22 protein-coding genes are annotated in these 24,361 nt (G+C 62.7%); 11 read left to right on the plus strand and 11 right to left on the minus strand.

Going from position 1 to position 24,361, the window contains the following annotated elements:
- Positions 1-25: 25 nt before the first annotated feature.
- The 5 genes from AC1D0I_RS11910 to AC1D0I_RS11930 form a co-directional block, all read right to left on the minus strand.
- Entirely contained in the window at positions 26-1,213 is a 1,188-nt protein-coding gene (locus AC1D0I_RS11910; protein WP_477303789.1) for a PLP-dependent transferase, read from the minus strand.
- Positions 1,210-1,944 carry a FadR/GntR family transcriptional regulator gene (locus tag AC1D0I_RS11915; protein WP_457153576.1) on the minus strand — a complete coding sequence of 245 codons (735 nt, stop codon included), beginning with the start codon at positions 1,942-1,944 and terminating at the stop codon, positions 1,210-1,212. The genes AC1D0I_RS11910 and AC1D0I_RS11915 overlap by 4 nt, the downstream gene beginning before the upstream one ends.
- 125 nt (positions 1,945-2,069) lie before the next feature.
- Positions 2,070-3,545, minus strand: a complete 1,476-nt coding sequence (locus AC1D0I_RS11920; RefSeq protein ID WP_477395275.1) for an FAD-dependent monooxygenase — start codon at positions 3,543-3,545, stop codon at positions 2,070-2,072.
- A gap of 563 nt (positions 3,546-4,108) precedes the next feature.
- Positions 4,109-5,482, minus strand: a complete 1,374-nt coding sequence (locus AC1D0I_RS11925; protein WP_477395246.1) for a PleD family two-component system response regulator — start codon at positions 5,480-5,482, stop codon at positions 4,109-4,111.
- A gap of 33 nt (positions 5,483-5,515) precedes the next feature.
- A complete protein-coding gene (locus tag AC1D0I_RS11930; protein WP_095088146.1) occupies positions 5,516-5,887 on the minus strand; it encodes a response regulator in 372 nt (123 codons plus the stop codon).
- Between the two features lie 225 nt (positions 5,888-6,112).
- Between AC1D0I_RS11930 and AC1D0I_RS11935 the strand changes: the two genes are divergently transcribed.
- Both AC1D0I_RS11935 and AC1D0I_RS11940 read left to right on the plus strand, forming a co-directional pair.
- On the plus strand, positions 6,113-6,412 hold the full coding sequence (locus AC1D0I_RS11935; RefSeq protein WP_095087927.1) for a DUF3572 domain-containing protein: 300 nt from the start codon (positions 6,113-6,115) through the stop codon (positions 6,410-6,412).
- Positions 6,409-7,062: a hypothetical protein gene (locus AC1D0I_RS11940; protein ID WP_477227345.1), complete on the plus strand. Its 654-nt coding sequence runs from the start codon at positions 6,409-6,411 to the stop codon at positions 7,060-7,062. Before AC1D0I_RS11935 ends, AC1D0I_RS11940 begins: the two co-directional genes overlap by 4 nt.
- Positions 7,063-7,126: 64 nt before the next feature.
- Here AC1D0I_RS11940 and AC1D0I_RS11945 read toward each other — a convergent pair whose 3' ends face one another.
- Both AC1D0I_RS11945 and AC1D0I_RS11950 read right to left on the minus strand, forming a co-directional pair.
- Positions 7,127-8,653, minus strand: a complete 1,527-nt coding sequence (locus tag AC1D0I_RS11945) for a hypothetical protein (protein ID WP_477395248.1) — start codon at positions 8,651-8,653, stop codon at positions 7,127-7,129.
- A 201-nt stretch (positions 8,654-8,854) separates the two neighbouring features.
- Complete coding sequence (locus tag AC1D0I_RS11950; protein ID WP_477227347.1) at positions 8,855-9,430, minus strand: GNAT family N-acetyltransferase; 576 nt, start codon at positions 9,428-9,430, stop codon at positions 8,855-8,857.
- A 65-nt stretch (positions 9,431-9,495) separates the two neighbouring features.
- On the opposite strand from AC1D0I_RS11950, the gene AC1D0I_RS11955 reads away from it, so the two are divergent.
- Entirely contained in the window at positions 9,496-10,824 is a 1,329-nt protein-coding gene (locus AC1D0I_RS11955; protein ID WP_477395250.1) for a DNA polymerase IV, read from the plus strand.
- A 121-nt stretch (positions 10,825-10,945) separates the two neighbouring features.
- On the opposite strand, the gene AC1D0I_RS11960 is transcribed toward AC1D0I_RS11955, so the two are convergent.
- Complete coding sequence (locus AC1D0I_RS11960; protein ID WP_477395252.1) at positions 10,946-11,452, minus strand: hypothetical protein; 507 nt, start codon at positions 11,450-11,452, stop codon at positions 10,946-10,948.
- 199 nt (positions 11,453-11,651) lie between these two features.
- Between AC1D0I_RS11960 and AC1D0I_RS11965 the strand changes: the two genes are divergently transcribed.
- Together AC1D0I_RS11965 and AC1D0I_RS11970 are read left to right on the plus strand one after the other, a co-directional pair.
- A complete protein-coding gene (locus tag AC1D0I_RS11965; protein ID WP_477395254.1) occupies positions 11,652-12,533 on the plus strand; it encodes a DMT family transporter in 882 nt (293 codons plus the stop codon).
- A 131-nt stretch (positions 12,534-12,664) separates the two neighbouring features.
- Positions 12,665-13,132, plus strand: a complete 468-nt coding sequence (locus AC1D0I_RS11970) for a hypothetical protein (protein ID WP_477395256.1) — start codon at positions 12,665-12,667, stop codon at positions 13,130-13,132.
- A 42-nt stretch (positions 13,133-13,174) separates the two neighbouring features.
- Here AC1D0I_RS11970 and AC1D0I_RS11975 read toward each other — a convergent pair whose 3' ends face one another.
- The 3 genes from AC1D0I_RS11975 to AC1D0I_RS11985 all read right to left on the minus strand — a co-directional run bounded on the left by AC1D0I_RS11975 (position 13,175) and on the right by AC1D0I_RS11985 (position 19,689).
- The gene (locus tag AC1D0I_RS11975; protein WP_477303805.1) at positions 13,175-13,963 is read right to left on the minus strand and encodes a potassium channel family protein; all 789 of its coding nucleotides are present in this window, start codon (positions 13,961-13,963) and stop codon (positions 13,175-13,177) included.
- 52 nt (positions 13,964-14,015) lie between these two features.
- Entirely contained in the window at positions 14,016-17,504 is a 3,489-nt protein-coding gene (gene dnaE, locus AC1D0I_RS11980; protein ID WP_477395277.1) for a DNA polymerase III subunit alpha, read from the minus strand.
- A 172-nt stretch (positions 17,505-17,676) separates the two neighbouring features.
- Entirely contained in the window at positions 17,677-19,689 is a 2,013-nt protein-coding gene (locus tag AC1D0I_RS11985) for an acetyl-CoA carboxylase biotin carboxylase subunit (protein ID WP_477395258.1), read from the minus strand.
- 196 nt (positions 19,690-19,885) lie between these two features.
- On the opposite strand from AC1D0I_RS11985, the gene AC1D0I_RS11990 reads away from it, so the two are divergent.
- The 6 genes from AC1D0I_RS11990 to AC1D0I_RS12015 all read left to right on the plus strand — a co-directional run.
- Complete coding sequence (locus AC1D0I_RS11990) at positions 19,886-21,013, plus strand: S-(hydroxymethyl)glutathione dehydrogenase/class III alcohol dehydrogenase (RefSeq protein WP_477395260.1); 1,128 nt, start codon at positions 19,886-19,888, stop codon at positions 21,011-21,013.
- Between the two features lie 67 nt (positions 21,014-21,080).
- On the plus strand, positions 21,081-21,650 hold the full coding sequence (gene gfa / locus AC1D0I_RS11995; RefSeq protein WP_477289021.1) for an S-(hydroxymethyl)glutathione synthase: 570 nt from the start codon (positions 21,081-21,083) through the stop codon (positions 21,648-21,650).
- Positions 21,651-21,717: 67 nt separating this feature from the next.
- Complete coding sequence (locus AC1D0I_RS12000; RefSeq protein WP_477395262.1) at positions 21,718-22,185, plus strand: YaiI/YqxD family protein; 468 nt, start codon at positions 21,718-21,720, stop codon at positions 22,183-22,185.
- Between the two features lie 26 nt (positions 22,186-22,211).
- Positions 22,212-22,889, plus strand: coding sequence for a DUF1345 domain-containing protein (locus tag AC1D0I_RS12005; protein ID WP_477395263.1), 678 nt, complete (start codon positions 22,212-22,214; stop codon positions 22,887-22,889).
- 97 nt (positions 22,890-22,986) lie between these two features.
- Positions 22,987-23,868 (plus strand): cytochrome b/b6 domain-containing protein, encoded by an 882-nt coding sequence (locus tag AC1D0I_RS12010; RefSeq protein ID WP_477395265.1) that lies wholly within the window; start codon positions 22,987-22,989, stop codon positions 23,866-23,868.
- Position 23,869: 1 nt separating this feature from the next.
- The coding region (locus tag AC1D0I_RS12015) for a molybdopterin-dependent oxidoreductase (protein WP_477395267.1) at positions 23,870-24,361 on the plus strand (492 nt) is incomplete at its 3' end.

The following is a 24,361-nucleotide window of genomic DNA, read 5'->3' on the forward strand; positions in this document are numbered from 1 at the left end:
AAGACTCCCATTTTGAACCCGCTTGTTATTTTCTGGCTTTTTCGAAGGCCTGGGCGACGTCCGCCCACAGGTCTTCGACACTTTCCAATCCGACATTGAAGCGGATGGTTCGGGGGCTGACGCCGAAGCGCGCCATCGAATTTAGGCCCGGCGTCTGCTCGAGCGACGCCTTGGCAGGCACGACCAGGCTCTCATGCCCGCCCCAGCTGACGCCGATGCGGAAATAGTTGAGCGCGTCGACGAAGACGGGGATGTCGATATCGTCCGTCACCTCGAAGGAGAACAGCCCGGCATAGCCGGCCAGCGTCGCCTTGCCGGGATGGTTCGAATAGGCAGGATGGTTGACGCGCTCAACATTGGCATGCGCCTTCAGCCGCTCGGCGAGGGTCAGGCCGCTCTTCATGTGGTGCGGCAGGCGCAGCGGCAGCGTGCGCAAGCCGCGCAGCAGCAGCCAGGCCTCGAACGGCGACAGCTTGCCGCCGAGATAGGAATAGGTCTGCTCGTTGATATGCTTGATATGGGCGGCAGATCCGGCCACAACGCCGGCCACGGTGTCGCTGTGGCCACCGAGATATTTCGAGGCCGAGTGCAGCACCAGGTCGACGCCGTGCGTGATCGGCTTCTGGAACACCGGCGTTGCCCAGGAATTGTCGATGCTGGTGATGATGCCCTGCTCCTTGGCCAACCGCGTCAGATGCGCGATGTCCTGGAGCTCGAACATCATCGAGGTCGGGCTTTCCAGGTAGAGCAGCTTGGCGCCGGGAAGTGCCGCCGCGACCGCGTCCGGGTCGGAGCCATCGACGTAATCGACTTTGATGTTGAGCCGGGGCAAGAGCCGCTCGAACAGCCGGTAGGCATCGCCGTAGCAATTGCGCACCGCCACGATGCGCTCGCCGGCACCGACGAAAGCAAGCACGGTGGCGCTAATCGCCGCCATGCCGCTGGAAAAGCCGCGCGCGGCCTCAGCGCCCTCGAGCGCCGCTACCCGCGCCTCGAACTCCATCACCGTCGGATTGTCGCCGCGCGAATAGATCGGCTGCTTTCGTTTGCCGGCGAAAGTGTCGGCCATCTCGGCATAGTTGGCAAAGGTGAACAACGAGGTCTGGTAGATCGGCGGCACCACCGCGCCGCCCGGGAATGGCTCGTCATGCGCCAGCAGCGTTGCCGCCTCGGCGAGATAATCGTGGTCGAAACCGGATGGCTGCTCGTTCATGTCTGGCTCGAAAGTTTGAGTTTGGCCGCACCGCGCTTCAGATCGTCCTCGACGGTGGCGATCAGCTTGAGCGCCTCGGCGCGGGCGCCTTGCGGGTCACGCGCGGCGATGCATTCGTAGATGGTGCGGTGATAGGGAAAGCTGGCATGGCCGAAGTCGCGCACGCCGAGCGGATGCTCCCAAAAGCGATGGAACAACTCGTGCATGGCGGCGATGATCTGCTCGAACAGCGGATTGCCGGAGACCCGGTAGATCGCCTGGTGGAACTCCCAGTCCTCTTCCGACGACATGCCGTCGCGCGTGCGAAACGCCTGCTCCATGATGTCGAGCTTGCGCGCGATCTCGGCAATGTCGGTCTGGCTTGCACGCTCGGCACAGAGTGCGGCGGCCTCCGCTTCCAGCGCGCGGCGGATTTCCAGCGTCTGCATCAGGCTGGTGAAATCATTGCCGCCCGCCAGCGTCAGCGGCATATGCAGCATGCCGGGTGAAACGGCCGCCTTGAGGTAGGTTCCGCTGCCCTGCCGGCGCTCGACCAGACCGAGCCCTTCCCAGCGCGTCAGCGCCTCACGCACCGTGTTGCGGCTGACCTTCAACCGTTCTGCAAGAATACGCTCTGTCGGAAGTCGCTCGCCGGGCTGCAAGGCTTCGGCGCGAACAAACCCAACCAACGCCTTCAGCACGGCGTCATCGCGCGCCGTCGTCTGAATGGGTGGCAGGCTGTTCTGGTCCACGCTCTCTCCAAGTGGTCCAATGGTCCAACCAATTCTGCATGGATAAAAGCTCCTGTCAATCGGTTGTCAGCAGACCGCGCCGCCACAAGCGGCGACGCGATGCGTTTCAAGAGGTTACGTCTACTTCATAGCCGTGGCGCCACGGCAGGCGGGCCGAACCAGGCTGTCAGCGCCTCGGCAAGCCCAAGACGGGTTCCGTCCCCTACCCAGGCCACATAGCCGTCGGGCCGGATCAACACCGCCGTCGGAGCGGCAACGGGACCAAGGACCGGAAGCTCCCATGGTCCGGAATATGTGGCGTCGATCTGCTGGACCCGATCTGCCCACGGTGTCATGTCGAAGCCGCCTGGCTGACCGAAGTTCAGCATGACCGGCCGGGCATCGTGCAGCAGGGCAAAGACTCTTAGCGGGCCGTTGGCAGTGAGCAGGTCGAGGTCGGGCATCCGCCGGCCGAGAAGAGGATGCCCCTCGCCGAGATTGTAGTGAACGCCCAGACCGGACATCTCGCCGGCCATTCGTCTGCGCGGTTCGTCCATCCCGAGCAGTTCGGCAACGATGTCGCCCATGGCCTTGCCACGGTCGTCCGTTCGCCGTAGCGCAACCTGTGCCATCGTGTTCTGCAAGACACGGGCGGCGACCGGGTGGCGCTCAGCCTGGTAGGTATCGAGGAGGCTCTCCGGTGAGATCCGCTTGACCACCTGCGCCAGCTTCCAGCCGAGGTTCACCGCATCCTGTACGCCGATGTTGAGACCCTGCCCGCCCATCGGGGGATGGATGTGCGCGGCATCGCCCGCCAGCAGGACGCGTCTGTCACGATAGGTCGCGGCTTGCCGCGTCATGTCGGTAAATCGTGAGAGCCAAGTCGGACTGTGGACTCCATAGTCGGTCCCATAGATGGCAACCAGCGCCTCGCTGAGATCGCGAAGCGTGGGTTCTCCACCAGTCTCCAGTCGCGGTTCTGTCAGCACGACGCCGACTGTCCCACCCTCTCCGGTTTTGCCCAACGCGTGGATACCGGAGTCCGTGTTCCGGAAGCCGAATGGCGGCTCCTCAGACATCTCGACTTCGGCGATCATCCAGCTCATCGTCGGATCCCATCCGGCGAATTCGATGCCGGCTGCTTTTCGGATGAGGCTTCGCCCTCCGTCGCAGCCCACCAGATAATGTGTCTTCATACGTTGGCCATCGGCCAACTCGATGATGACCCCGCTGTCGTCTTGCGCCAACGCCGCGACCTCCTGCCCGCGATAGATCGGCACTTTCAACTCGTCGACCCAACCGGCCAATATGCGTTCAATGTGGTTTTGACGCAGCCCGAGCAGGCAGTTGTGCCGCGTTGGAAAGTCGCTGATGTCCAGCCGGATCATGTGGAAGCCCACGACCTGAAAGCGTTGTCCTCGCGACAAAAACCGGTCGGCGATCCCACGCTGATCCAGAACTTCGATCGTGCGTGCATGCAGGCCGCCCGCACGCAAGCCAACAAGCTCCTGGTTGGGACGCCGTTCGACAATGGCAACGTCGACACCCGCCAGCGCGAGTTCAGCTGCCAGCATCAACCCTGTCGGGCCACCTCCGGCAACCACCACCGCATGATCGGTCATTACGGCCATTGTCGCACTCTCCGTTCCGTACCCTCGGGTTAGGCCGACGGTTTTACGGGAGGAGTCGGGTCTTGCCGCAAGCCCCTTGTGCGCCATATGTATGAATTGGAGAGGGTACTCTTCCCTGCAGGTCGCCAGCCACGAACAAAGCTTCTCGCGCAATGAGAGTGCGCGCCATATGGCTATCGCCGCTGATCCAAGAGAACGGGGTCCGGATTTTTCACACGCAAAAAGCAGAGTCATCCGTGCCTTGGCACGGAACTCCGATGTTCTGTTTGGAGAAGGGGGCCGGTCGGCGTTTGGCAGCGGTACGAGGAGGCCACTATGCGCCAGCGCCGGCCGGCCGACCCCACGGACCCAGGAGATGCGGCGGACCTGAGCATCATGGGGTATTTCTAGGGATCGAGCCGGCTGACTACCCTCGTGCCGGCTTCGTCTTGGCCTGCACACTTGCGCAAGAGCTTATGAAAATCAACCATTTCTTAACCAAGGCTCGCGAATCGCTTGGATTAAGGTAAACGGGTAACCCTATCGGCTTGACTGGAAAATCGGGCCTTTGCGGGTTACGCCGCCTTGGCGACGACACGGTTGCGGCCGCCGCTCTTGGCTTCGTAGAGAGCGAGGTCGGCACGTTTCATCAGCGCCGCCACCGTGTCCACCCCCTTCAGCACCGACGACACGCCGACACTGACGGTGACTTCGGTCGTCTTGCCGTCCGGGCCGATGGCAAAAGGCGCCTGGGCAATTTCGGCGCGAATGCGTTCGGCCACCCTTTCGGCCACCGTGCCGTCAGTGTCCGGCATGACCACGACGAACTCCTCGCCACCAAAGCGGCAGGCAAGGTCGATGCCCCGGACATTCTTGCGCAGCCGTCGCGCGAATTCCCGCAACACATCGTCGCCGCCGTCATGGCCGTGCGCGTCGTTGATCGACTTGAAACGATCGAGGTCGGTGATCATCACCGACAGCGGCCGCCGCCGCGCCACGGCGCGATCGAACAGCGTCTGCAGATGGCTGTCGAGGTAGCGGCGGTTGTGCAGTCCGGTCAGCCCGTCGGTCACCGCCATTTCGATGGTTTGGGTGACGCTGGCGCGCAGCTGGTCGTTGTAGCGCTTGCGGCGCACCTGGGTGCGCAGCCGCGCTGTCAGTTCTTGCTGGTCGATCGGCCGTATCAGATAGTCGTTGATGCCGAGCTCCAGGCCACGAATGATGCGCTCGTCCTCGCCCGCCTCCGCCAGTAGGATGATCGGAACGAAACGGGTGCGGTCGAGCGAGCGCAACTGCGAACAGAGCCGGAGCGGATCGAAATCCGCAAAGGCCGTAGAGATCATCACGCATTCGTAGGGCGTCTCGGCGGCCTGGAAGAAGCCGGCATGCGGATCGCTGGTGACGTCGAGGTCGGCACGGTCGCGCAGCATCTTCTGGATGCGCTCGACCGAGGATTTGCGCTCGTCGATCAAAAGCACTTTCGGCGTCGCGTCCTCGGAGGCGAAATTGCGGCTCAGCAATTCTTCGATACCAATGTTGCGCGTCGTCGAGGCGCGCAGCCGCAACTCGTCGGTCAGCGACTTCAGCCGGACCAGGCTCTTGACGCGCGTCATCAGTTGCAGGTCGTTGACCGGTTTGGTCAGGAAATCATCGGCGCCAGCTTCGAGCCCGCGCACGCGGTCGGAAACCTGGTCGAGCGCGGTGATCATCACCACCGGAATGTGCGACGTCGCCGGGTCGCTCTTCAGCCGTCGGCAGACTTCGAACCCGTCCATGTCGGGCATCATCACGTCGAGCAGCACGACATCGACCTTGCCATTCTCGCAGGTCTCGATGGCGTCCGGCCCGTTGGTGGCGGTCAACACCTCGAAATATTCGGCCAGCAGCCGGACCTCCAGCAGCCGCACATTGGCAGGGATGTCGTCGACGACGAGGATCCGTGCAGTCATGTCACAAGGCTCCGGCTTGGCTGGAAGGGCGCATCACGCATCGCCCAGATAGGATTTGATGGTTTCGATGAAACGCGGCACCGAGATCGGCTTGGAGATATAGGCTTCGCAGCCACCCTGGCGGATGCGTTCCTCGTCGCCTTTCATCGCGAAGGCGGTCACCGCGATGACCGGGATGACGTGCAACTCGTCATCCTCCTTCAGCCATTTGGTCACCTCCAGCCCCGACACTTCAGGCAACTGGATGTCCATCAGGATGAGATCCGGCCGGTGCTTGCGCGCCAGATCGAGCGCTTCCAGGCCGTTGCGGGTGCGCACGGTCTCGTAACCGCTTGCTTCGATGAGGTCCCGAAAGAGCTTCATATTGAGCTCATTGTCCTCGACGATCATGACCTTCTTCGGCATCGATATCCCGTCCCGGCCGTCCTTCCGCTCGAAGGCAGCCGTCATGCGTCCATCTGAAAGACGCACCAAACCCTGCGTCACTCTACGGCAATATCATTGACGAAACGGAAATCCGTGGCGCAAAAAGCTTTCTGGATTCCACCTCGGGCGCCGCTCTAATGGCTTGCCGCAAGCATCTCTTGCCATTACTGCGGGAGAGACTCATTCCACACACCGAAGGTAGTGATGGCAAACGCAGCGTCAATGCGCGAGGAAGCGGAATCGATTGCAGTGAAGGCTCTGGGCTTCGTCGCCTCCGATCCGGAGCTGTTGCCGCGCTTTCTGGCAATCACCGGCATCGAGGCGCATTCGATCCGCAAGGCTGCCGGCGAACCAGGATTCCTGGCTGGCGTCCTGCAGTTCATTCTCGCCCACGAGCCGACGCTGATGCGCTTTGCCGAGGAAACCGGCACGCCGCCGGCAGCTGTCGGCAAGGCCTTGCGGGCGCTGCCGCTGGGCGACGACAACCATGAGCATTCCATATGAGCGATGATCCCGAAACAGCGCGCCAGATCGAGGAACTGGCGGCGGACAGCCGCCCGCTGCTGGTGCTCGATGTCGACGACGTGGTGCTCGAATTCATCCGCCCTTTCCCGCATTTCCTCAAGGCGCGTGGTTTCGGCCTGACGCTGGCCTCGTTCCGGCTGACCGGCAACATCGCCGAGACGGCGAGCGGCCGCCTGATCGAACAGCCAGAAGTCACAGCACTTCTGGGCGATTTCTTTGACGCCCAAGCCGACTGGCAGAGGATCACCGACGGTGCGGCGGATGCCCTGACGGGATTGGGCGATCGCGCCGAGATCATTCTGCTGACGGCCATGCCGCACAAGCACCGCGCCGCGCGTCGCGCCCATCTCGATGCACTCGGGCTGAGCTACCCGCTCCTGACCACTGAAATGGCCAAGGGACCGGCAGTGGCCAGGCTTCGCGGCAAGACCGGCCGGCCGGTGGTTTTCGTCGACGATCAGCCGCACAATCTGGCATCGGTGCGGGCATCCGTCGCCGATGCCGGCCTGTTCCATCTGATGGCCGACAATTCGCTGCGCGCATTCCTGCCGCCGGTGCCGGACGACATCATCGTCGTCCAGGACTGGCACGAAGCCGCGCCGAAGATTGCGAACGCGCTGGGGTTCTAACGCAATTCCAGGAAAAGTGTGAAACGGCTTTCCGTCCGGAAGTGCGTCTTTAAAGGCGTGGCCCTCAGGGGTTCAGTTTCGCCCCTGCCCCGCCGCTGTCGTCCCCACTGTCGTCGCCGCTGTCATCGACACTGTCGTCCACGGCCGGATCGGCCGGCTTGACCATGACGCCGTTGACCATGACTGAACCGTCGGCCTTGGCGTTGACGACCCATTCGATGCGTCCATCTGGCAGCGTTTTGCCAAAACCCTTCACCATGAGAGCGGCGGGTACGTACTGCGCCACCTCCGGCTCCGACTTTGCCGCCGTCTGCAGGCCCTCGACGAGCTTGTCGAAGCCGGTGACGTCGACTTTCAAGCTTGCCTCCGGCTTCTCGTCGGGGAAGGTCATTTCGCCTTCCAGGGCGATCTCGGTATCCTTGTTCTTCACGGTGCTGTGGCCGATAACGACTTTCGGCGTCTTGGCCATGAAGTCGGCTTTGAGCTGATCGCCCAAATCAGCCGGCAGCGGCGGATTCTGATTGAGATCAAAGGCTTCGATCGCCTTCTTCGCCATGCTGTCGAGATCGATATTGGCGCCGCCGAAGTTCAGGTCGACATCGGTGGGCAACAGCGCAACGCTCCAGCTCGGCAGAAGCTGTTGCGGCACGGTCAGCCCCGACGCCTTGATGGCATAGGTAATCTTGCCGTTCTGGGCGACGCCGTCGGACCCGAACGCAGTGCTGAGCTGCGTCGCGCCGAAATTGCCGACCGGGCTTTCCACCGTGAAATCCTTGAAGCCATAGGTTCCCTCGACATGCTCCCAAACCGGCAAGGCGGCGAGCAGAAGCGATTTGAGTTGCGCCTGGTTTGCCTTCAGCGTCGTCTCGTCTTCATTGGCCACGGCAAACGCCAGGAGATCGAGCAGCGGCTTTGTCCGCACTCCCTTGCCGCTGGCCTCGACCGACAGCTCCGGCGATTTGACGTTGACGGGGAATTTCAGTCCGCTTTCAGGATCGTCGAAATTGATCGTTTCGACGAAATCAGACACCTTTTGCGATGTTGTGAAATCGACACCCCCGGTCGCGGACTTGGTCGCGGTGATCGTTGCTGTGCCGGCGCCGGTGCTCGCTTCCATATGCTGTTTGGCATCCTTCGATGCCATCGTCATACCGGCCATCGAGCTGCTGCCGCTGGTGAAGGCCGCAAGATTGGGGTCGTAGACGCCGGAACCCTTGCCGTCCTTGATCGAAAACTGCGTGCTTTGCAGACCCTCGGGCCCGTTGAACTCGAAAGAGGCGCTCTGCGAAAAATCCATCGAGACATCCCAGGATCCGTCGCTGCGCGGTTTGACCATCAAGGCATAGGGCGCAACGTCGACTTTCAGCAGCTTTTGATCGGGCAGTGATCCGGCAAGCGCCTTGAAATCAAACAAGATCTTGTAGGCATCGCCTTCCAGCGACACCTTCAGAATGCCTTTGTCGAGCGCCTGTTTGCCGACATAGCGGGCCAGGTCTTCGGACAATTGCTTCGCACCCTGACTGTCGACGGTCTGGCCGAAAGCAGGCGCGCTCAACGCAAGAAGAAAAACGAATGGCAGGGCACGGTTCACACGAATTCTCCGTTTGACCTAATAGTGCCCAAAAGCGCACAGCGGTTTGGGACAACGACATGCATAAAACAAAAGCCCAAAGCGCGTCGACTGAATCCGTTTCCGTGCAACGCGTCTTGGAAGGAACGCCTCGTTCGTCTGGTATGAAATTACCGCCACAACCGCAAGGTGAGATACAACGCCGCCAAGGTGCAAAACTGATTATAGCACAAGCCGCATCAGCGGCCGGCCGGCCTTGCGCTCTACGAGCCGCTCGAAACCGGCCTTCTCGAACACCCGCGACGAGCCGACGAACAGGCCGATCGAACGCGAATCCCGGGACAGGTCTATCGGGCAGGCCTCGACCAACCGGGCTCCGTTGCTGCGGGCGAAATCGATACCGCCTTCGACCAGGCGATGCGTGATGCCTCTGCCGCGCGCCTTGGTGCGGATGAAGAAGCACGAGATCGCCCATACGGCCGGATCCATGGCGTCGGCGGCATCGACTGGTGCCGACCCCCTGCCCTGATTGTTCCATTCGGGCACGTCGGCGCGTGGCCCGATCTGCATCCAGCCGACCGCCTTGCCGTCTTCGAATGCCAGCAGGCCTGGCGGCGGACCGGCTTCGATGCGCGCCTTGATGTGGTCCTTGTTGCGTTCCCGGCTGCTCTCACGCCGTATCGCCGGCGCCAGCCGGAAATGCGTGCACCAGCAGCCATAACAGGCGCCCTGCTTGCCGAAGAGGTCCTCGAAATCCGCCCAGAGTTCGGGCACCAGCGGCGCTATGGTCGTGCTCATGCGTTCTCCCCAGGCCAGCCTTGTCGCAGGCCTTGCACTGTCGTACCATTGCTTCTGTTCTCTTTATGTTCGCAGCGATGGCGGCCCCTGTCAACAATCCCGATCACGGTTTTTGCCGCGACTGCCTGACGTTTCAGCGCAGCCTGACGCGCCGCTGCGAACGCTGCGGCAGCCCCCGGCTGGCGCGCCATCCGGAGCTTTACCGGCTGCATCTGGCCCATATCGATTGCGACGCCTTCTACGCGGCGATCGAAAAGCGCGACAATCCAGCACTCAAGGACAAATCGCTGATCATCGGCGGCGGCAAGCGCGGCGTCGTCTCCACCGCCTGCTACATCGCCCGCATCCAGGGCGTGCGCTCGGCAATGCCGATGTTCAAGGCGCTCGAAGCCTGTCCCGAGGCGGTCGTCATCAGCCCCAACATGGAAAAATACGTGCACGTCGGCCGCGAGGTGCGCGCCATGATGCAGGCGCTGACACCGCTGGTCGAGCCGCTCTCGATCGACGAGGCATTTCTCGACCTCGCCGGCACCGAACGTCTCCACGGCCTGCCTCCGGCAGTGGTGCTGGCGCGCTTCGCGCTTGCGGTCGAGAAGGAGATCGGCATCACCGTTTCAGCCGGCCTGTCCTACTGCAAGTTCCTCGCCAAGATAGCGTCCGATTTCCGCAAGCCGCGCGGATTCTCGGTCATCGGCGAGGCCGAGGCGGTCGGCTTCCTGGCAGCCCAGCCGGTGACGATGATCTGGGGTGTCGGCAAGGCGTTCAACGCCACGCTGGAACGCGATGGCATCCGCACCATCGGCCAGCTGCAGCAGATGGATCGTGGCGACCTGATGCGCCGCTACGGCACGATGGGCGACCGGCTCTACCGCCTTTCGCGCGGCGAGGACGTCCGCCGCGTCGATCCGGACCAGGACGCCAAGAGCGTATCGGCCGAAACCACCTTCGACACCGACATCGCTTCGCTCGATGAGCTTGTCGCGGTGCTGAGGGGGCTTTCGGAAAAGGTCTCGGCACGGCTGAAGAAATCCGGCATCGCCGGACGCACCGTGGTGCTGAAGCTCAAGACCCAGGATTTCAAGCTCCGCACGCGCAACCGCCAGCTCGGCGACCCGACCCGGCTCGCCGATCGCATCTTTCAGACCGGGGTGGAGCTCCTGCGCAAGGAGACCGACGGTACGAAATATCGGCTGCTCGGTATCGGCGTCAGCGACCTTTCGGACGACGACAAGGCCGACCCGCCCGACCTGGTAGACGTCCAGTCGCGCAAACGCGCCATGGCTGAAAGCGCCATCGATGCCCTGCGCGACAAGTTCGGCCGCAGGGCGGTGGAAACCGGCTATACGTTCGGCAAGGGCCGCGACGCCCATCCGCCGGAGCCGCTCGAGGACTGACCTTGCAGATCGGGTGGCTTGAGATTGAGGTCAGGCCGAGCCGAGAATGACGGTTTCCGAGAACTTAGAGTTCGTGAGCACACCGGAAGCGCAGGAAATCACCTGAACATCGGCACGGTCGTCAGGTGCGCTGCAGATCGATCCTGCTCGTCACCACGCTCTTGCCGGTTTTCGGGTCGGTGTCGGTGACGGTCAGYCGCATGCCGTTCTCGCCTCGCTTCTCGACCTTCATCTGGGCCTTTCGGTCACCGTTGACCGCCTTGGCCCAGCGGATGCCGAGATTGATCGCGTTGCCCGATCGGCTGCCGTTGAGCTGTGCCGGCCCTGTACGAGAGCCGACATAGGTGCCGCTGTACTTCGCACCGCTGGATGTCAGATCCGCGCTGATGGCGCGCGTCACCAGAACCAGCCCGCGGCAATTGCCGTCCAGCGACAGCGAGGTCGACGTCGCGTTGGACTTGAACGTGCAGGACACGTTCACCGTCGGTGCCTCGGTGGTGACCTTGACGATGCCCTTGCCGGCGAAATTGCCCTGGAACGACTGAAGAAATTTCCCTTCGTCGGCATGTGCCGCGCCAGCCGCAGCCAACAGACAGCCAGCAAGCGCGAATTGAGCGAATGATCTCATCGAAGCTCTCCCTATCGATTTCGAAAAGGCAGGACGGCTCGCAAGGCAAGGCACAGCAATATCGAGACTCAACGCCCCTTGCCGTATCAGGTTCCGCCCGCAGCATGACTGTTTTGCAACATCCAGCCATTGCGACTGGCCCAGAAGAATGCAGCTTCTAGCGATTGCGGCAAAAGCCCCGGCCTGCGAGATAGCGGGCATGGTCCCTACCCCCTCCATCCCCAAGGCCGCATTCTGGATGGCGCTGTCGATCGCCTCGTTCCTGGCGATGTCGGTCGCCGGCCGCGCCACGACAGCCGAGCTCAACGTCTTCCAGGTTTTGGAACTGCGCTCGGTGATCGGCTTCTTCATCCTTCTGCCGCTGGTGATGATGAGCGGCGGCTTTGCAGCCATGCGCACGCAGCGCCCGGTTGCCCATATCGCCCGCAACGTCATCCATTACACCGGCCAGGCGGCCTGGCTCTACGCACTGACGTTGATCCCGCTGGCCGTGTTGATCTCGATCGAATTCACCACACCGATCTGGACGGCAATCCTGGCAGTGACTTTTCTTGGCGAAAGGCTCTCCCGGCCCAGGCTTGCAGCGATCGTGCTGGGGCTGATCGGCGTGGTGATCATCGTGCGCCCCGGCGTCGGCGCCGTCGATCCCGGTCATCTTGTCGTGCTCGGTGCCGCCGTCTGTTTCGGCATATCGCTGGTGCTGGTCAAGTCGCTGACGCGCACGGACAGCGTCGTGCGCATCATCTTCTGGATGCTGATCATTCAGTCGGCACTCGGCCTCGGGCCGGCGCTCTACGAGTGGCGCAACCCGCCGCTCGAGCTGTGGCCCTGGATCCTGCTGATCGCCTTCACCGGCATGTCGTCGCATTTCTGCATGGCCCGTGCGCTTGCCTATGCCGACGCCACCGTCATTTCGCCGATGGATTTCCTGCGCGTGCCGTTGTCGGCACTGATCGGCTGGCTGCTCTATCAGGAGCAGATCGACGCCTTCACCGCCGGTGGCGCACTGCTGATCCTGATGGGCAATCTGCTCAATCTGCGGCGAAAAGCGCCACAACCGGTGAAGATCGCCGCGTCCTAGACCTTGATCCAGTCCGGGGGAGATTGAGTCTACGAGAATTTCGTGCCCTGATCCGACGTTGCCGCCTTGTAGGTGGGGCGGCGGGATGAGACGCTCCTGGAAACGGAGAGCAAGCGTGAGATGGTGCAACGATGCCTCTTGTGATCGTCGCTGTTTTACTGATGTCGACGCTGGTAGCCACCGGCAAGGCGGAAGCCGAAGCGGGAACGCACCTTCTTGAGTCGGATGGCCCTATGGCTTCCTCCTATGGCCCGACGATCGTGGCCGACTATTCCGCGTCCATGGCGCATTATCGTACAAGCCTGCGCGCGCATTCCGGGACCGGTGGCCTTGTCGGCGACTTCGTTTCCTCGTTGCGCATTCCCTGGACTTGGCGTTCCGACGACGGAAGCACGGTTCGGCGCCTGGGCAACAGCCTGTTCTTGCTCACCGAGGGCGATTGCCTGAGCCGAATGTGCCGCGAGATACCTTGCAAGCAGACGGAGTGGCCCGTGTTCGAATGCCGCGATGGTCAGAAGCGTAAGATGGCGGCTCCCGGCCTGACCGGCATCAGCTTCGGCGGCGTCAACTACAGCCAGATAGGTGGCCCGCAGTTTTGAGCGGATAGCATCCTTACTCCGGCGGGATGGGCCTCCAGCCCGTCAATTGCCGTCGTCGGGTATGTTGAGGAGATGGCCGCAGGCCTTGCAGTGGACGGCGTCGGGCTCGTGCCGCTGCAGCCCGCACTGCGGACAGGGAAAGAAGACCTTGCTGGGACGGAACAGCGCCTGCGCCAACCTTACGAACAGCGAAATGCCGATGATCATGGTGGCGATCGCGGTCAGCTTGCCGGCCATGCCCGGCAGGACGATGTCGCCGAAGCCTGTCGTGGTCACTGTGGCGACAGTGAAATAAAGGGCATCGATATAGTTTTCGAGCCCCGTCCCGGTGCGGAAGAAGAACGTGTAGACGAAGCCGGTGATGACGAACAGGAAGGTCAATAGGTTGATGACCGCCTGGCTAGCCTCGCGCCAGGGCCGCAGTCCGCGCATCTCGAAATGCCGCCACAACGACCCGTTGCGCGACAGTGACCACAACCGCAGAATGCGCAGGAAGCCGAGATTGGCGAACGCCGTCGGCATCAGCAACGTCAAGAGGATGAAGCCATCGACCCATGATGTCGGCTGCTTCATCAGCCGAAACATGTCGTTGGACGCCAGTAGGCGGGCGGCCATGTCGGCAGCAACCAGCGCGGCCACCGCATAGTCGAGCCAGAGGAATGACGGCTTGTCCTGAAGAACCGGCGTCGCGATGAAGAAGGCAATGATAGCGAGGTCGATGACGACAGCCACCACCTGGAAGCGGAAAGCCGCCGGGGTGCGTCCGTGATAGAGCCTGCGCAGCTTGTCGCGCAGCTGCGCGATTGTTGAGCTGTCTTCCGCCGCTTTCATGACGATCGCGCCGGCGTTCGCGACACCTGCCGCCAGCCCGCAAGAGCGGGCGTCACACCAGTTCCACTTCGACCACGCCGGGCACGGCGCGCATCGCCGAGGCGATCTGCGGCGAGATCCGGTAGCGATTGGGCAGCTCGATCTCGATTTCCCCCTCGCCATCTTCCTTGATCAGCACGAAGCTGACCTGGCCTTCGCCCCTCACTGAAAGCTGGCCGGCCAGCGTGCCGATCGGCGCCGCATTGCGTACGAAAATGCGCAACGCCTTCTGGATTCGGCTTGCTTCGTCCTCCAGCGATTGCACCGAGTTGATGCGCAAATTGACGCCTTCCGGCCTGTCCTCGGCCGCAACGGTGATGACGACGGAACGGCCGGGCTCAAGCAGGTCGCGATATTGCGCCAGTCCTTCGGAAAACAGCACGGCCTCATACTGGCCGGACGTATCGGAAAAGGCGACGACGCCCATCTTGTTGCCGGTGCGCGTCTTGCGCTCCTGCTTGGAGGTGACCGTGCCGGCCAGCCGTCCGGCGGCCGCCCCGCGCTTGACGGCCGCCGAAAACTCGGCCCAGTTTTGCACCCGCATCTTCTGCAAGGCCGCCTTGTACTCGTCGAGCGGATGGGCGGAGAGATAGAAGCCGACCACCTGGAATTCGCGGTGCAACCGATCGGCCGCAAGCCATGGGTCGGTCGCCGGCAGATTGAGCGCCTGCGACTGGGCGCCGAGCGAGGCGCCGAAGATATCGTGCTGGCCGGAGACCGCGTTCTGCTGCGCCAGCGATGCCAGCCCCATCATGCGCTCGACGCCCGCCATCATCGCAGCGCGGTCGTGGCCGAAGCAATCGAGCGCGCCGGCCATGATCAGGCTTTCGAAGACGCGCTTGCCGACAATCTTGGGATCGACCCTTTCGCAGAAATCGGCGAGGTTCTTGAATGGCTTTTCGCCGCGCTGGGCAACGATATGCTCTACCGCCGCGTCGCCGACACCTTTCAGCGCGGCCAGCGAATAATAGATACGGTTCTCGCCGACTTCGAAAGCGCGGAAGCTTGATATCACCGACGGAGCCAATACCTCGATGCCAAGGCGCAGCGCGTCCTGGCGGAAATCGGCGAGCTTGTCGGTGTTGCCCATATCGAGCGTCATCGATGCCGCGAGGAACTCGACCGGATAGTGCGCCTTGAGATAGGCGGTCTGGTACGAAACCACCGCGTAGGCGGCAGCGTGCGACTTGTTGAAACCATAGTCGGCGAACTTGGCCAGCAGGTCGAAAATGAAGTCGGCTTGCGGCTTGCCGACGCCGCGTTCGACCGCGCCCGAGACGAAGCGCTCGCGCTGCTTGTCCATCTCGGCGCGGATCTTCTTACCCATGGCGCGGCGCAGCAGATCGGCTTCGCCGAGCGAATAGCCGGCAAGCTCCTGCGCGATCTGCATCACCTGTTCCTGGTAGACGATGACGCCTTGGGTCTCCTTCACCAGGTGGTCGATCTTGGGATGGATCGACGCCATCTCCTCCTCGCCATGCTTTCTGGCGTTGTAGGTCGGGATGTTCTCCATCGGTCCCGGCCGATACAGCGCGACCAGGGCGATGATGTCCTCGATGCAGTCCGGCCGCATGCCGATCAGCGCCTTGCGCATGCCGGCACTTTCCACCTGGAACACGCCGACCACCTCGCCGCGCGACAGCATGGCATAGGTCTCGGGATCGTCGAGCGGGATCGTCGCCAGGTCGATCTCGATGCCGCGCCGGCGGATCAGCTTGACCGCCGTTTCGAGCACCGTCAGCGTCTTCAGGCCGAGGAAGTCGAACTTCACCAGCCCGGCCTGCTCGACATATTTCATGTTGAACTGGGTGACAGGCATGTCCGAGCGCGGATCGCGGTACATCGGCACCAGTTCCGACAGCGGCCGGTCGCCGATGACGATGCCGGCGGCGTGCGTCGAGGCGTGGCGGTAGAGGCCCTCCAGCTTCTGCGCCATGTCGAGCAGCGTCTGGACGATCGGCTCCCTCTCTGCCTCTTCGGCAAAGCGCGGCTCGTTGGCGATGGCGTCGGCGAGCTTGACTGGATTGGCCGGGTTCTGCGGCACCATCTTGGAAAGCTTGTCGACCTGGCCGTAGGGCATCTGCAGCACGCGGCCGACGTCGCGCAGCACGGCGCGGGCCTGCAGCGTACCGAAGGTGATGATCTGGCCGACCTGGTCGCGACCGTATTTCTGCTGGACATAGCGGATCACCTCCTCGCGGCGATCCTGGCAGAAGTCGATGTCGAAGTCGGGCATCGATACSCGGTCGGGGTTGAGGAAGCGCTCGAACAGCAGGGAGAAGCGCAGGGGATCGATGTCGGTGATGGTCGTCGAATAGGCGACCAGCGACCCGGCTCCCGATCCGCGGCCCGGCCCGACCGGGATGCCTTGCGCCTTGGCCCACTTGATGAAGTCGGCAACGATCAGGAAGTAACCCGGGAACTTCATCTTGGTGATGATGCCAAGCTCGAAATTCAACCGCTCGCGATATTGTTCGACCGTGTAGCCTGGTGTCGGCCCGTGCGCGGCCAGCCGCGCGTCGAGCCCCTCATGCGCCTGGCGGGCCAGTTCGTCGGCTTCCGCCTGCACGGCTGCGTCATTGTCGGCGACATCGCCGCCCGTGAAGCGTGGCAGGATCGGGTTGCGGTTCTTGGGATAGTAGGAACAGCGCAGCGCGATCTCGACCGTGTTGTCGATCGCCTCCGGCAGGTCGGCGAACAGCCTGGCCATGTCGGCCTGGCTGCGCAGGAAATTGTCCGGCGACAGCCGCCGGCGATTGTCGGCGGCGACGACCGAGCCCTCGGCGATGGCGATCAGCGCGTCATGCGCGTCATAATCGTCGCGCGCCGAGAAGAAGGCCTCGTTGGTGGCGACCAGCGGCAATTCATGGGCATAGGCGAGATCGATCGAGGATTTCTCGATCACGCGGCCGGAAACCCGGTCCAGTTCGACATAGAGCCGGTCGTCGAACATCGACTTGAGGGTCAAGAGCCGTGCCTCGGCAAGATCGCGGCGGTCTTCCTTGAGCGCAAAACCGACCGGGCCGCGCGGCCCGCCGCTGAGGCAGATCAGCCCGTCGCAATAGCCCTCCATCATTTCGGTGGTCAGGTGCACCGCCTCGCCTGGCGGCGTCTCGAGATAGACGCGGCTGACCAACCTCACCAGATTGGCGTAGCCGGCCTCGGTCGCCGCGATCAGGACGACCGGCCGCATATCCGGACCTTGCCGCCTGCGGTCGCGCTGGCCATCGCTGTTCTCGCCGGAAAAGGCGACCGCGATCTGGCAGCCGATAATCGGCTGGATCCCGTCCTTCACCGCCTTCTGCGCGAATTCGAGCGCGCCAAACAGATTGTTGGTGTCGGTGACGGCAATCGCCGGGGCTTCGTCCTTGACCGCGTGGGCCACCACCTTGCCGATCTGCAAGGCGCCTTCCAGCAGCGAATAGGCCGAATGCACGCGCAGATGGACGAACGGCCGCGCAGGCGCCTCCGGCCGCGCAGCCGCTATCGCGGCTTCGCGCATCAGGGGATCGCGGGGAAGTCTGTCATCTGCCATGGTTTTTCGCGCTGCCCGAAGGACTTGAGTCGATGGAGATGTATTGTCCGGGACCGGGCGATACCAGTCCAGCACAAACCGCCGCTGACCACAGGCTTGCAGCGGCCTGCCCGGCTCGCCTTAAAGTTTCCAAACAATCTCAGGCGAATTCCATGATCACTGCGTCGACCGCCAGGCTGTCGCCTGGCTTGGCGTTGAGTCTCGCCACGACAAGATCGCGTTCGGCGCGCAGTACGTTTTCCATCTTCATCGCTTCGACGACGGCCAGCGTCTCGCCGGCCTTGACCTCCTGGCCTTCGGCAACGGCAATCGACACGACAAGGCCGGGCATCGGGCAAAGCAGCAGTTTCGACGTATCCGGCGCCACCTTCTCCGGCATCAGCCTTTCGAGTTCGGCGATGCGTGGCAACATGGTCCGCGCGGTCACCGACATGCCTTTCCAGGCGATGCGCAAGCCATTGGCAACCGGCCTGATCTGAGCGACGATCTTGTGCGTGCCGACCGTGCCGCGCCAGATCAGGTCGCCCGGACGCCAGTCTGAGGCGACGGTCAGCGCCTTGCCGCCCTCGATCGACAGATCGATTTCCATCGGAATAGAGATCATGCCTTCGAGGATGGACGCCGACAGATAATCTTCACCGATCTTCACCACCCAGTCGCGCTTCAGCGCCCCCGAATGCGGCGCCAGGCGCCCGCCCAGCCGGTCGAGCCGGTCGCGGCGCAGCAGTTCCACCGCGGTCGCAATCGACGCCAGCACGGCTTTCTCATCATTGTTCGGCACGATTGGCGCAAAGCCGTCGGGATATTCCTCCGCGATGAAACCGGTCGATATCCGCCCTTCCCGCCAGCGCGGATGCTGCATCAGGGCGGCAAGGAACGGAATGTTGTGCTCGATGCCGTCGACGACAAAGCTGTCGAGCGCTTCCGACATGGCATCGATGGCCTGGATGCGCGTCGGTGCCCAGGTGCACAGCTTGGCGAGCATCGGGTCGTAAAACATCGAGATCTCGGAGCCTTCGGTGACGCCGGTGTCGTTGCGGATGACGATATCGCCGAACTGTCCTTCCTCCGGCGGCCCGTAGCGCGTCAGCCGGCCGATCGAGGGCAGGAAATTGCGGTACGGGTCCTCGGCATAGAGCCGGCTTTCCACCGCCCAGCCGTTCAGCTGGATATCGCTTTGCTTCAAGGCCAGCTCTTCGCCGGCGGCGACGCGGATCATCTGCTCGACCAGGTCGATGCCGGTGACGAGCTCCGTCACCGGGTGCTCGACCTGCAAACGTGTATTCATTTCAAGGAAATAGAAGTTCTTGTCCTTGTCGACGATGAACTCCACCGTGCCGGCGCTCTGATAGTCGACGGCCCTGGCCAGCGCCACCGACTGCTCGCCCATGGCCTTGCGTGTCTTTGCGTCGAGGAACGGCGATGGCGCCTCTTCGGCGACCTTCTGGTTGCGGCGCTGGATCGAGCATTCGCGCTCGCCGAGATAGAGCGCGTTGCCATGGGCGTCGGCCAGCACCTGGATTTCGATATGCCGCGGATCGACGACGAATTTCTCGATGAAGACGCGGTCGTCGCCGAACGAGCTCTTGGCTTCCGAGCGCGCGCGGTCGAAGCCGTCGCGCACCTCCGACTGGCTCCAGGCGATTCGCATGCCCTTGCCGCCACCGCCGGCCGAGGCCTTGATCATCACGGGATAGCCGATCTCGCCGGCGATCTTTTCGGCATGGTCGGCATTCTCGATGACGCCGAGCCAGCCGGGCACGGTGGAAACCTTGGCGGCGTTGGCGAATTTCTTCGATTCGATCTTGTCGCCCATCGCCTTGATCGCCTTGGGCTTCGGGCCGATGAAGATGATGCCTTCCGCTTCCAGCGCCTCGCAGAACGCCGCCCGCTCGGACAGGAAGCCGTAACCGGGATGCACGGCCTGCGCTCCCGTCTCCTTGCAGGCGGCGATGATCTTCTCCGGTACGAGATAGCTCAGCGCGGCTGGCGAAGGCCCGATATGCACCGCCTCGTCGGCCATCTCGACATGCACTGCATCACGATCGGCATCGGAATAGACCGCAACGGTGGCGATGCCCATCTTGCGCGCCGTCCTGATCACACGGCAGGCAATCTCGCCGCGATTGGCGATGAGGATCTTGGTGAACATGCGAAATATCCCTCGGGTCGGCCGTTCCTTTTATGGCCTGTGTCGGCGTGGTCAAGCCGGCCGGGTCAATCGCGGTCTTTCAATCGATTTGGGATAAAATTCTCCGCACTGGCCCAAGCCTGGAACCAGCTTCCAGTTGATCGCATCATTAAAACCTGAAAGTTTGGGCAAAAATCGCCTATGGAGGAATTGCCTGATGAAAACGCGCGCCGCTGTCGCTGTCGCCGCCGGAAAGCCGCTGGAGATCATGGAGGTCGACCTCGACGGTCCGCGCGACGGCGAGGTGCTGGTCGAGATCAAGGCGACCGGCATCTGCCATACCGACGAATTCACGCTGTCGGGCGCCGATCCCGAAGGCCTGTTTCCGGCCATCCTCGGCCATGAGGGCGCCGGCGTCGTCGTCGATGTCGGCAAGGGCGTCACTTCGGTCAAGAAGGGCGACCACGTCATCCCGCTCTATACGCCCGAATGCCGCCAGTGCCCGTCCTGCCTGTCGCGCAAGACCAACCTCTGCACCGCCATCCGCGCCACGCAGGGACAAGGCCTGATGCCCGACGGCTCTTCGCGCTTCTCGATCGGCAAGGACAAGATTTTTCACTACATGGGCTGCTCGACCTTCTCCAACTTCACCGTGCTGCCCGAGATCGCGTTGGCCAAGGTCAATCCCGAAGCGCCCTTCGACAAGATCTGCTACATCGGCTGCGGCGTCACCACCGGCATCGGTGCGGTCATCAACACCGCCAAGGTTGAGCAAGGCGCGACTGCCGTCGTCTTCGGCCTCGGCGGCATCGGCCTCAACGTCATCCAGGGCCTGAAACTTGCCGGCGCCGACATGATCATCGGCGTTGATTTGAACAACGACAAGAAGGCCTGGGGCGAGAAGTTCGGCATGACGCATTTCGTCAATCCGAAGGAGATCGACGGCGACATCGTTCCCCATCTGGTCAACATGACCAAGCGTGGCGCCGACCAGATCGGCGGCGCCGACTACACCTTCGACTGCACCGGCAACACCAAGGTGATGCGCCAGGCGCTGGAAGCCTCGCATCGCGGCTGGGGCAAGTCGGTCGTCATCGGCGTCGCCGGTGCCGGCCAGGAAATCTCGACCCGGCCGTTCCAGCTGGTCACCGGGCGCACCTGGATGGGCACCGCCTTCGGCGGCGCGCGCGGCCGTACCGACGTGCCCAGGATCGTCGACTGGTACATGGACGGCAAGATCCAGATCGATCCGATGATCACCCACACACTGAAGCTCGAGGACATCAACAAGGGGTTCGACCTCATGCATGAGGGCAAATCGATCCGAAGCGTCGTCGTTTACTGAAGAAGGCCACAAGCCGCCGACCAACCGGCCTGCGACCCTTGTGGTTCACAACTGGGAGGAGAAAAGAATGCCGGAAAAACTGCATCCGAAAATCGACAATGGTCTGCCCAAGGAGAGTGCAAGCTTTGCCGGCGGCACGCTGGTCTGTGCCTGCACCAGCAAGCCGGTCAAGGTGAAGGTCAAGGGCCAGATCGCCCACAACCATGCTTGTGGCTGCACCAAATGCTGGAAGCCGGAGGGTGCGCTGTTCTCGGTCGTCGCCGTGGCCGGCACCGGCGACGTCACCGTCACCGAGAACGGCGACAAGCTCAAGGTGGTCGATCCCAGCGCGCTGATCCAGCGCCATGCCTGCACCGGCTGCGGCGTCCACATGCACGGGCCGGTCGAGCGCGATCATCCGTTCAAGGGCCTGTCGTTCATTCATCCCGAGCGCTTCGAGGAGGACGGCTGGTCGCCGCCGGGCTTCACTGCCTTCGTCTCGTCGATCATCGAATCCGGTGTCGACCCGAAGCGAATGGACGGCATCCGCGCGCAACTGAGGTCAATCGGGCTGGAACCCTATGACTGCCTCAATCCCGGCCTGATGGATTATATGGCGACCTGGACTGCGAAGAAGTCCGGGGCCTTGCCGGCGTAACAACCTATCAGATTGTCTCCATGGGGCCGGCCGAAATCGCCCGGCCCCATGCCTTTTGGAACAAGCAATGCCTGCACCCGCCATCCTCGTCGACGCCGATGCCTGCCCAGTCAAGGCCGAGGTGGAAAAGGTCGCCGAGCGCCATGGTGTCGTCGTCACTTATGTCTCCAATGGCGGCCTGCGGCCATCGCGCGATCCGATGATCCGCAACGTCGTGGTGTCCAAGGGCGCCGACGCCGCCGATGACTGGATCGTCGATAATGCGCGGGCCAACGACATCGTGATCACATCAGACATTCCGCTGGCCGCCCGCGCGGTGGCGCTCGGCGCCCATGTGCTCGGGCCCACCGGGCGCCCGTTCACACCCGAAACCATCGGCATGGCAGTGGCGATGCGCGACCTCAAGCAGCATCTGCGCGAGACCGGCGAAAGCAAGGGCTACAATGCCAGCTTTGCGCCGCAGGACCGTTCGCGGTTTCTCGGCGAACTTGACCGCATCTTGCGGCGGGCGCTCAAATCCGCCACACCGGACTGATCCGGGCGCTTTTCGAAAGCTGGGCCATGGTCACCGACACCTCGAGCAATTCACCAATGCATCGGCACAGGCAATTCGTCGTGGCGGCCGGCACAGGGGCCGTCGCACTGGCGGCTGCGCTGCTGTTGCGCGCGCCACTCCCTTATTCGATCGGTACCAATGCGTTCTTCGCCGTCTATGTCGTTTTGGTCGTCGCCCAGATGCCAAGGCTTACCGGTCGCTATCTCAGCAAGAACGCGCGTGCCACCGACCAGCCGGTGCTGGTTATCTTCGCTGTAACGCTGGTCGTGGTCGTCGTCGCCATTGTTTCACTGTTCCTGCTGATCAATCAGAAGGACAGAGGCCATCCCGTCGAGCTTGGCTTCGCGCTGTTGTCGATCCCGCTCGGCTGGTTCACCATGCATGCCATGGCAGCGCTCCACTATGCCCATGTCTACTGGATGGACGGCGATGCGGTCGACGCTGAGACCAAGAAGAAAATCCCGGTCGGCGGGCTGCTGTTCCCGGGCGACAAGCGGCCGGAAGGCTGGGATTTCCTCTACTTCTCGGCGGTCATTGGCATGACCGCGCAGACTGCCGACACCAACATCTCGACGACGCATATGCGTTGTGTCGTGCTTGTCCATTCGATCCTGTCGTTTTTCTTCAACACGGTCATCGTCGCCGCAGCCGTCAATCTCGCCGTCAGCCTGGGCAGCCCGTAATAATTCCGTGATCGGATGAAACATCGGTTTGGTTAGCGACGTATCAGGAGGACAATGAGCGTGTAGGTCACGCCGCGAGGCCGGGAGACGAGACAAGATGGAATCGGTTGCCAGAAGCCAACCCACCGCCGGAGCGGACCCTGCCGCGTCGAAGGATGAGACGCTGATCTATCGCCAGTCGCGCTGGACGCGGCTGACGCATTGGATCTGGGCCATCTCTCTGTTCTTCATGCTGCTTTCCGGCCTGCAGATCTTCAACGCCCGCCCGCAGCTCTACATCGGCAAGCAGTCGGGCTTCGACTACAACAACACCATCTTCGCCATTGGCGCCGAGAACACCAACGCTGGTGCACGTGGCTACACCGAAGTCTTCGGACATCGTTTCGACACCACAGGCGTGCTCGGCTGGTCGGGTCCGGCAGGCCAGGAAACGGCGCGCGGCTTCCCATCCTGGGCGACCATCCCGTCCTACTATGATCTGGGCACCGCTCGCGTCATCCATTTCTTCTTTGCCTGGATACTGACCACGACCTTGATCGTCTGGCTGGTCGCCAGCACCGTGAACGGCCATCTGCGCCGCGATCTCGCGCCGCGCCTCAACGATCTCAAGCGACTGCCGCAAGACATCGTCGACCACGCCAAGCTCAAATTTCACCACACGCGGGAATACAACACGCTGCAGAAGATGGCCTATGGCGGCGTGCTGTTCGTGCTGCTGCCGCTGATGATCATCACCGGCCTGGCGATGTCGCCCAGTATGGACTCGGTGCTGCCGTTCCTCAACGATCTGCTCGGTGGCCGGCAGACGGCGCGCACCATCCATTTCACCGTCATGGTGCTGCTGGTCGCTTTCTTCGTCGTCCACATCCTGATGATCCTGGCTGCCGGCCCAATCAACGAACTGCGCTCGATCATCACCGGCTGGTATCGCACCGATCCTCCTGCACGCGACGACAATTCCACCGAGAGGAGTGCTTGACATGGCGAAGTTCGAGATCAGCCGCCGGAAATTCCTGACGGGCGCCAGCCTTGGCGCCTCCGGCATCATGCTGTCGGGCTGCGACGCCTTCGACAGCCAGCTGAGTATTGGCAGCGGCCTGCGCAGCTTCCTCGAAAACGCCAATGGCCTGACATACCGGGCGCAACGCCTGCTCGCCGGCCGCGACGCGCTGGCGCCGGAGTTCACCGAGGCCGACATCCGCCAGCCGCAGCGGCCGAACGGCGTCACGGCTCCCGATGACGACGTCTACAAGGGCTTGCTTGCCAACAATTTCGCCGACTGGCGGCTCGAGGTTTCGGGCCTTGTCGAAAAGCCGCTGTCGCTCAGCCGCGAGCAATTGATGAACATGCCGAGCCGCACCCAGATCACCCGCCATGATTGCGTCGAAGGCTGGAGCTGCATCGCCAAATGGACAGGCACGCCGCTGTCGCTGGTGCTCGACCAGGCAGTGGTCAAGCCGCAGGCGCGCTAC

The sequence above is a fragment of the Mesorhizobium sp. P2_D1 genome, from assembly GCF_056404455.1.

Excerpts from the sequence above, each read along its gene's own strand:
- AC1D0I_RS11935 (WP_095087927.1), top strand. The coding sequence starts at position 6,113 with ATGGCAAACGCAGCGTCAATGCGCGAGGAAGCGGAATCGATTGCAGTG.
- AC1D0I_RS12000 (WP_477395262.1), top strand. The coding sequence starts at position 21,718 with ATGCCTGCACCCGCCATCCTCGTCGACGCCGATGCCTGCCCAGTCAAG.
- gfa (WP_477289021.1), top strand. The coding sequence starts at position 21,081 with ATGCCGGAAAAACTGCATCCGAAAATCGACAATGGTCTGCCCAAGGAG.
- AC1D0I_RS11925 (WP_477395246.1), bottom strand. The coding sequence starts at position 5,482 with ATGACTGCACGGATCCTCGTCGTCGACGACATCCCTGCCAATGTGCGG.
- AC1D0I_RS11920 (WP_477395275.1), bottom strand. The coding sequence starts at position 3,545 with ATGACCGATCATGCGGTGGTGGTTGCCGGAGGTGGCCCGACAGGGTTG.
- AC1D0I_RS12010 (WP_477395265.1), top strand. The coding sequence starts at position 22,987 with ATGGAATCGGTTGCCAGAAGCCAACCCACCGCCGGAGCGGACCCTGCC.
- AC1D0I_RS11970 (WP_477395256.1), top strand. The coding sequence starts at position 12,665 with ATGCCTCTTGTGATCGTCGCTGTTTTACTGATGTCGACGCTGGTAGCC.
- AC1D0I_RS12005 (WP_477395263.1), top strand. The coding sequence starts at position 22,212 with ATGGTCACCGACACCTCGAGCAATTCACCAATGCATCGGCACAGGCAA.
- AC1D0I_RS11990 (WP_477395260.1), top strand. The coding sequence starts at position 19,886 with ATGAAAACGCGCGCCGCTGTCGCTGTCGCCGCCGGAAAGCCGCTGGAG.
- AC1D0I_RS11940 (WP_477227345.1), top strand. The coding sequence starts at position 6,409 with ATGAGCGATGATCCCGAAACAGCGCGCCAGATCGAGGAACTGGCGGCG.
- AC1D0I_RS11975 (WP_477303805.1), bottom strand. The coding sequence starts at position 13,963 with ATGAAAGCGGCGGAAGACAGCTCAACAATCGCGCAGCTGCGCGACAAG.
- AC1D0I_RS11950 (WP_477227347.1), bottom strand. The coding sequence starts at position 9,430 with ATGAGCACGACCATAGCGCCGCTGGTGCCCGAACTCTGGGCGGATTTC.
- AC1D0I_RS11930 (WP_095088146.1), bottom strand. The coding sequence starts at position 5,887 with ATGCCGAAGAAGGTCATGATCGTCGAGGACAATGAGCTCAATATGAAG.
- AC1D0I_RS11965 (WP_477395254.1), top strand. The coding sequence starts at position 11,652 with ATGGTCCCTACCCCCTCCATCCCCAAGGCCGCATTCTGGATGGCGCTG.
- AC1D0I_RS11910 (WP_477303789.1), bottom strand. The coding sequence starts at position 1,213 with ATGAACGAGCAGCCATCCGGTTTCGACCACGATTATCTCGCCGAGGCG.
- AC1D0I_RS11955 (WP_477395250.1), top strand. The coding sequence starts at position 9,496 with ATGTTCGCAGCGATGGCGGCCCCTGTCAACAATCCCGATCACGGTTTT.
- AC1D0I_RS11985 (WP_477395258.1), bottom strand. The coding sequence starts at position 19,689 with ATGTTCACCAAGATCCTCATCGCCAATCGCGGCGAGATTGCCTGCCGT.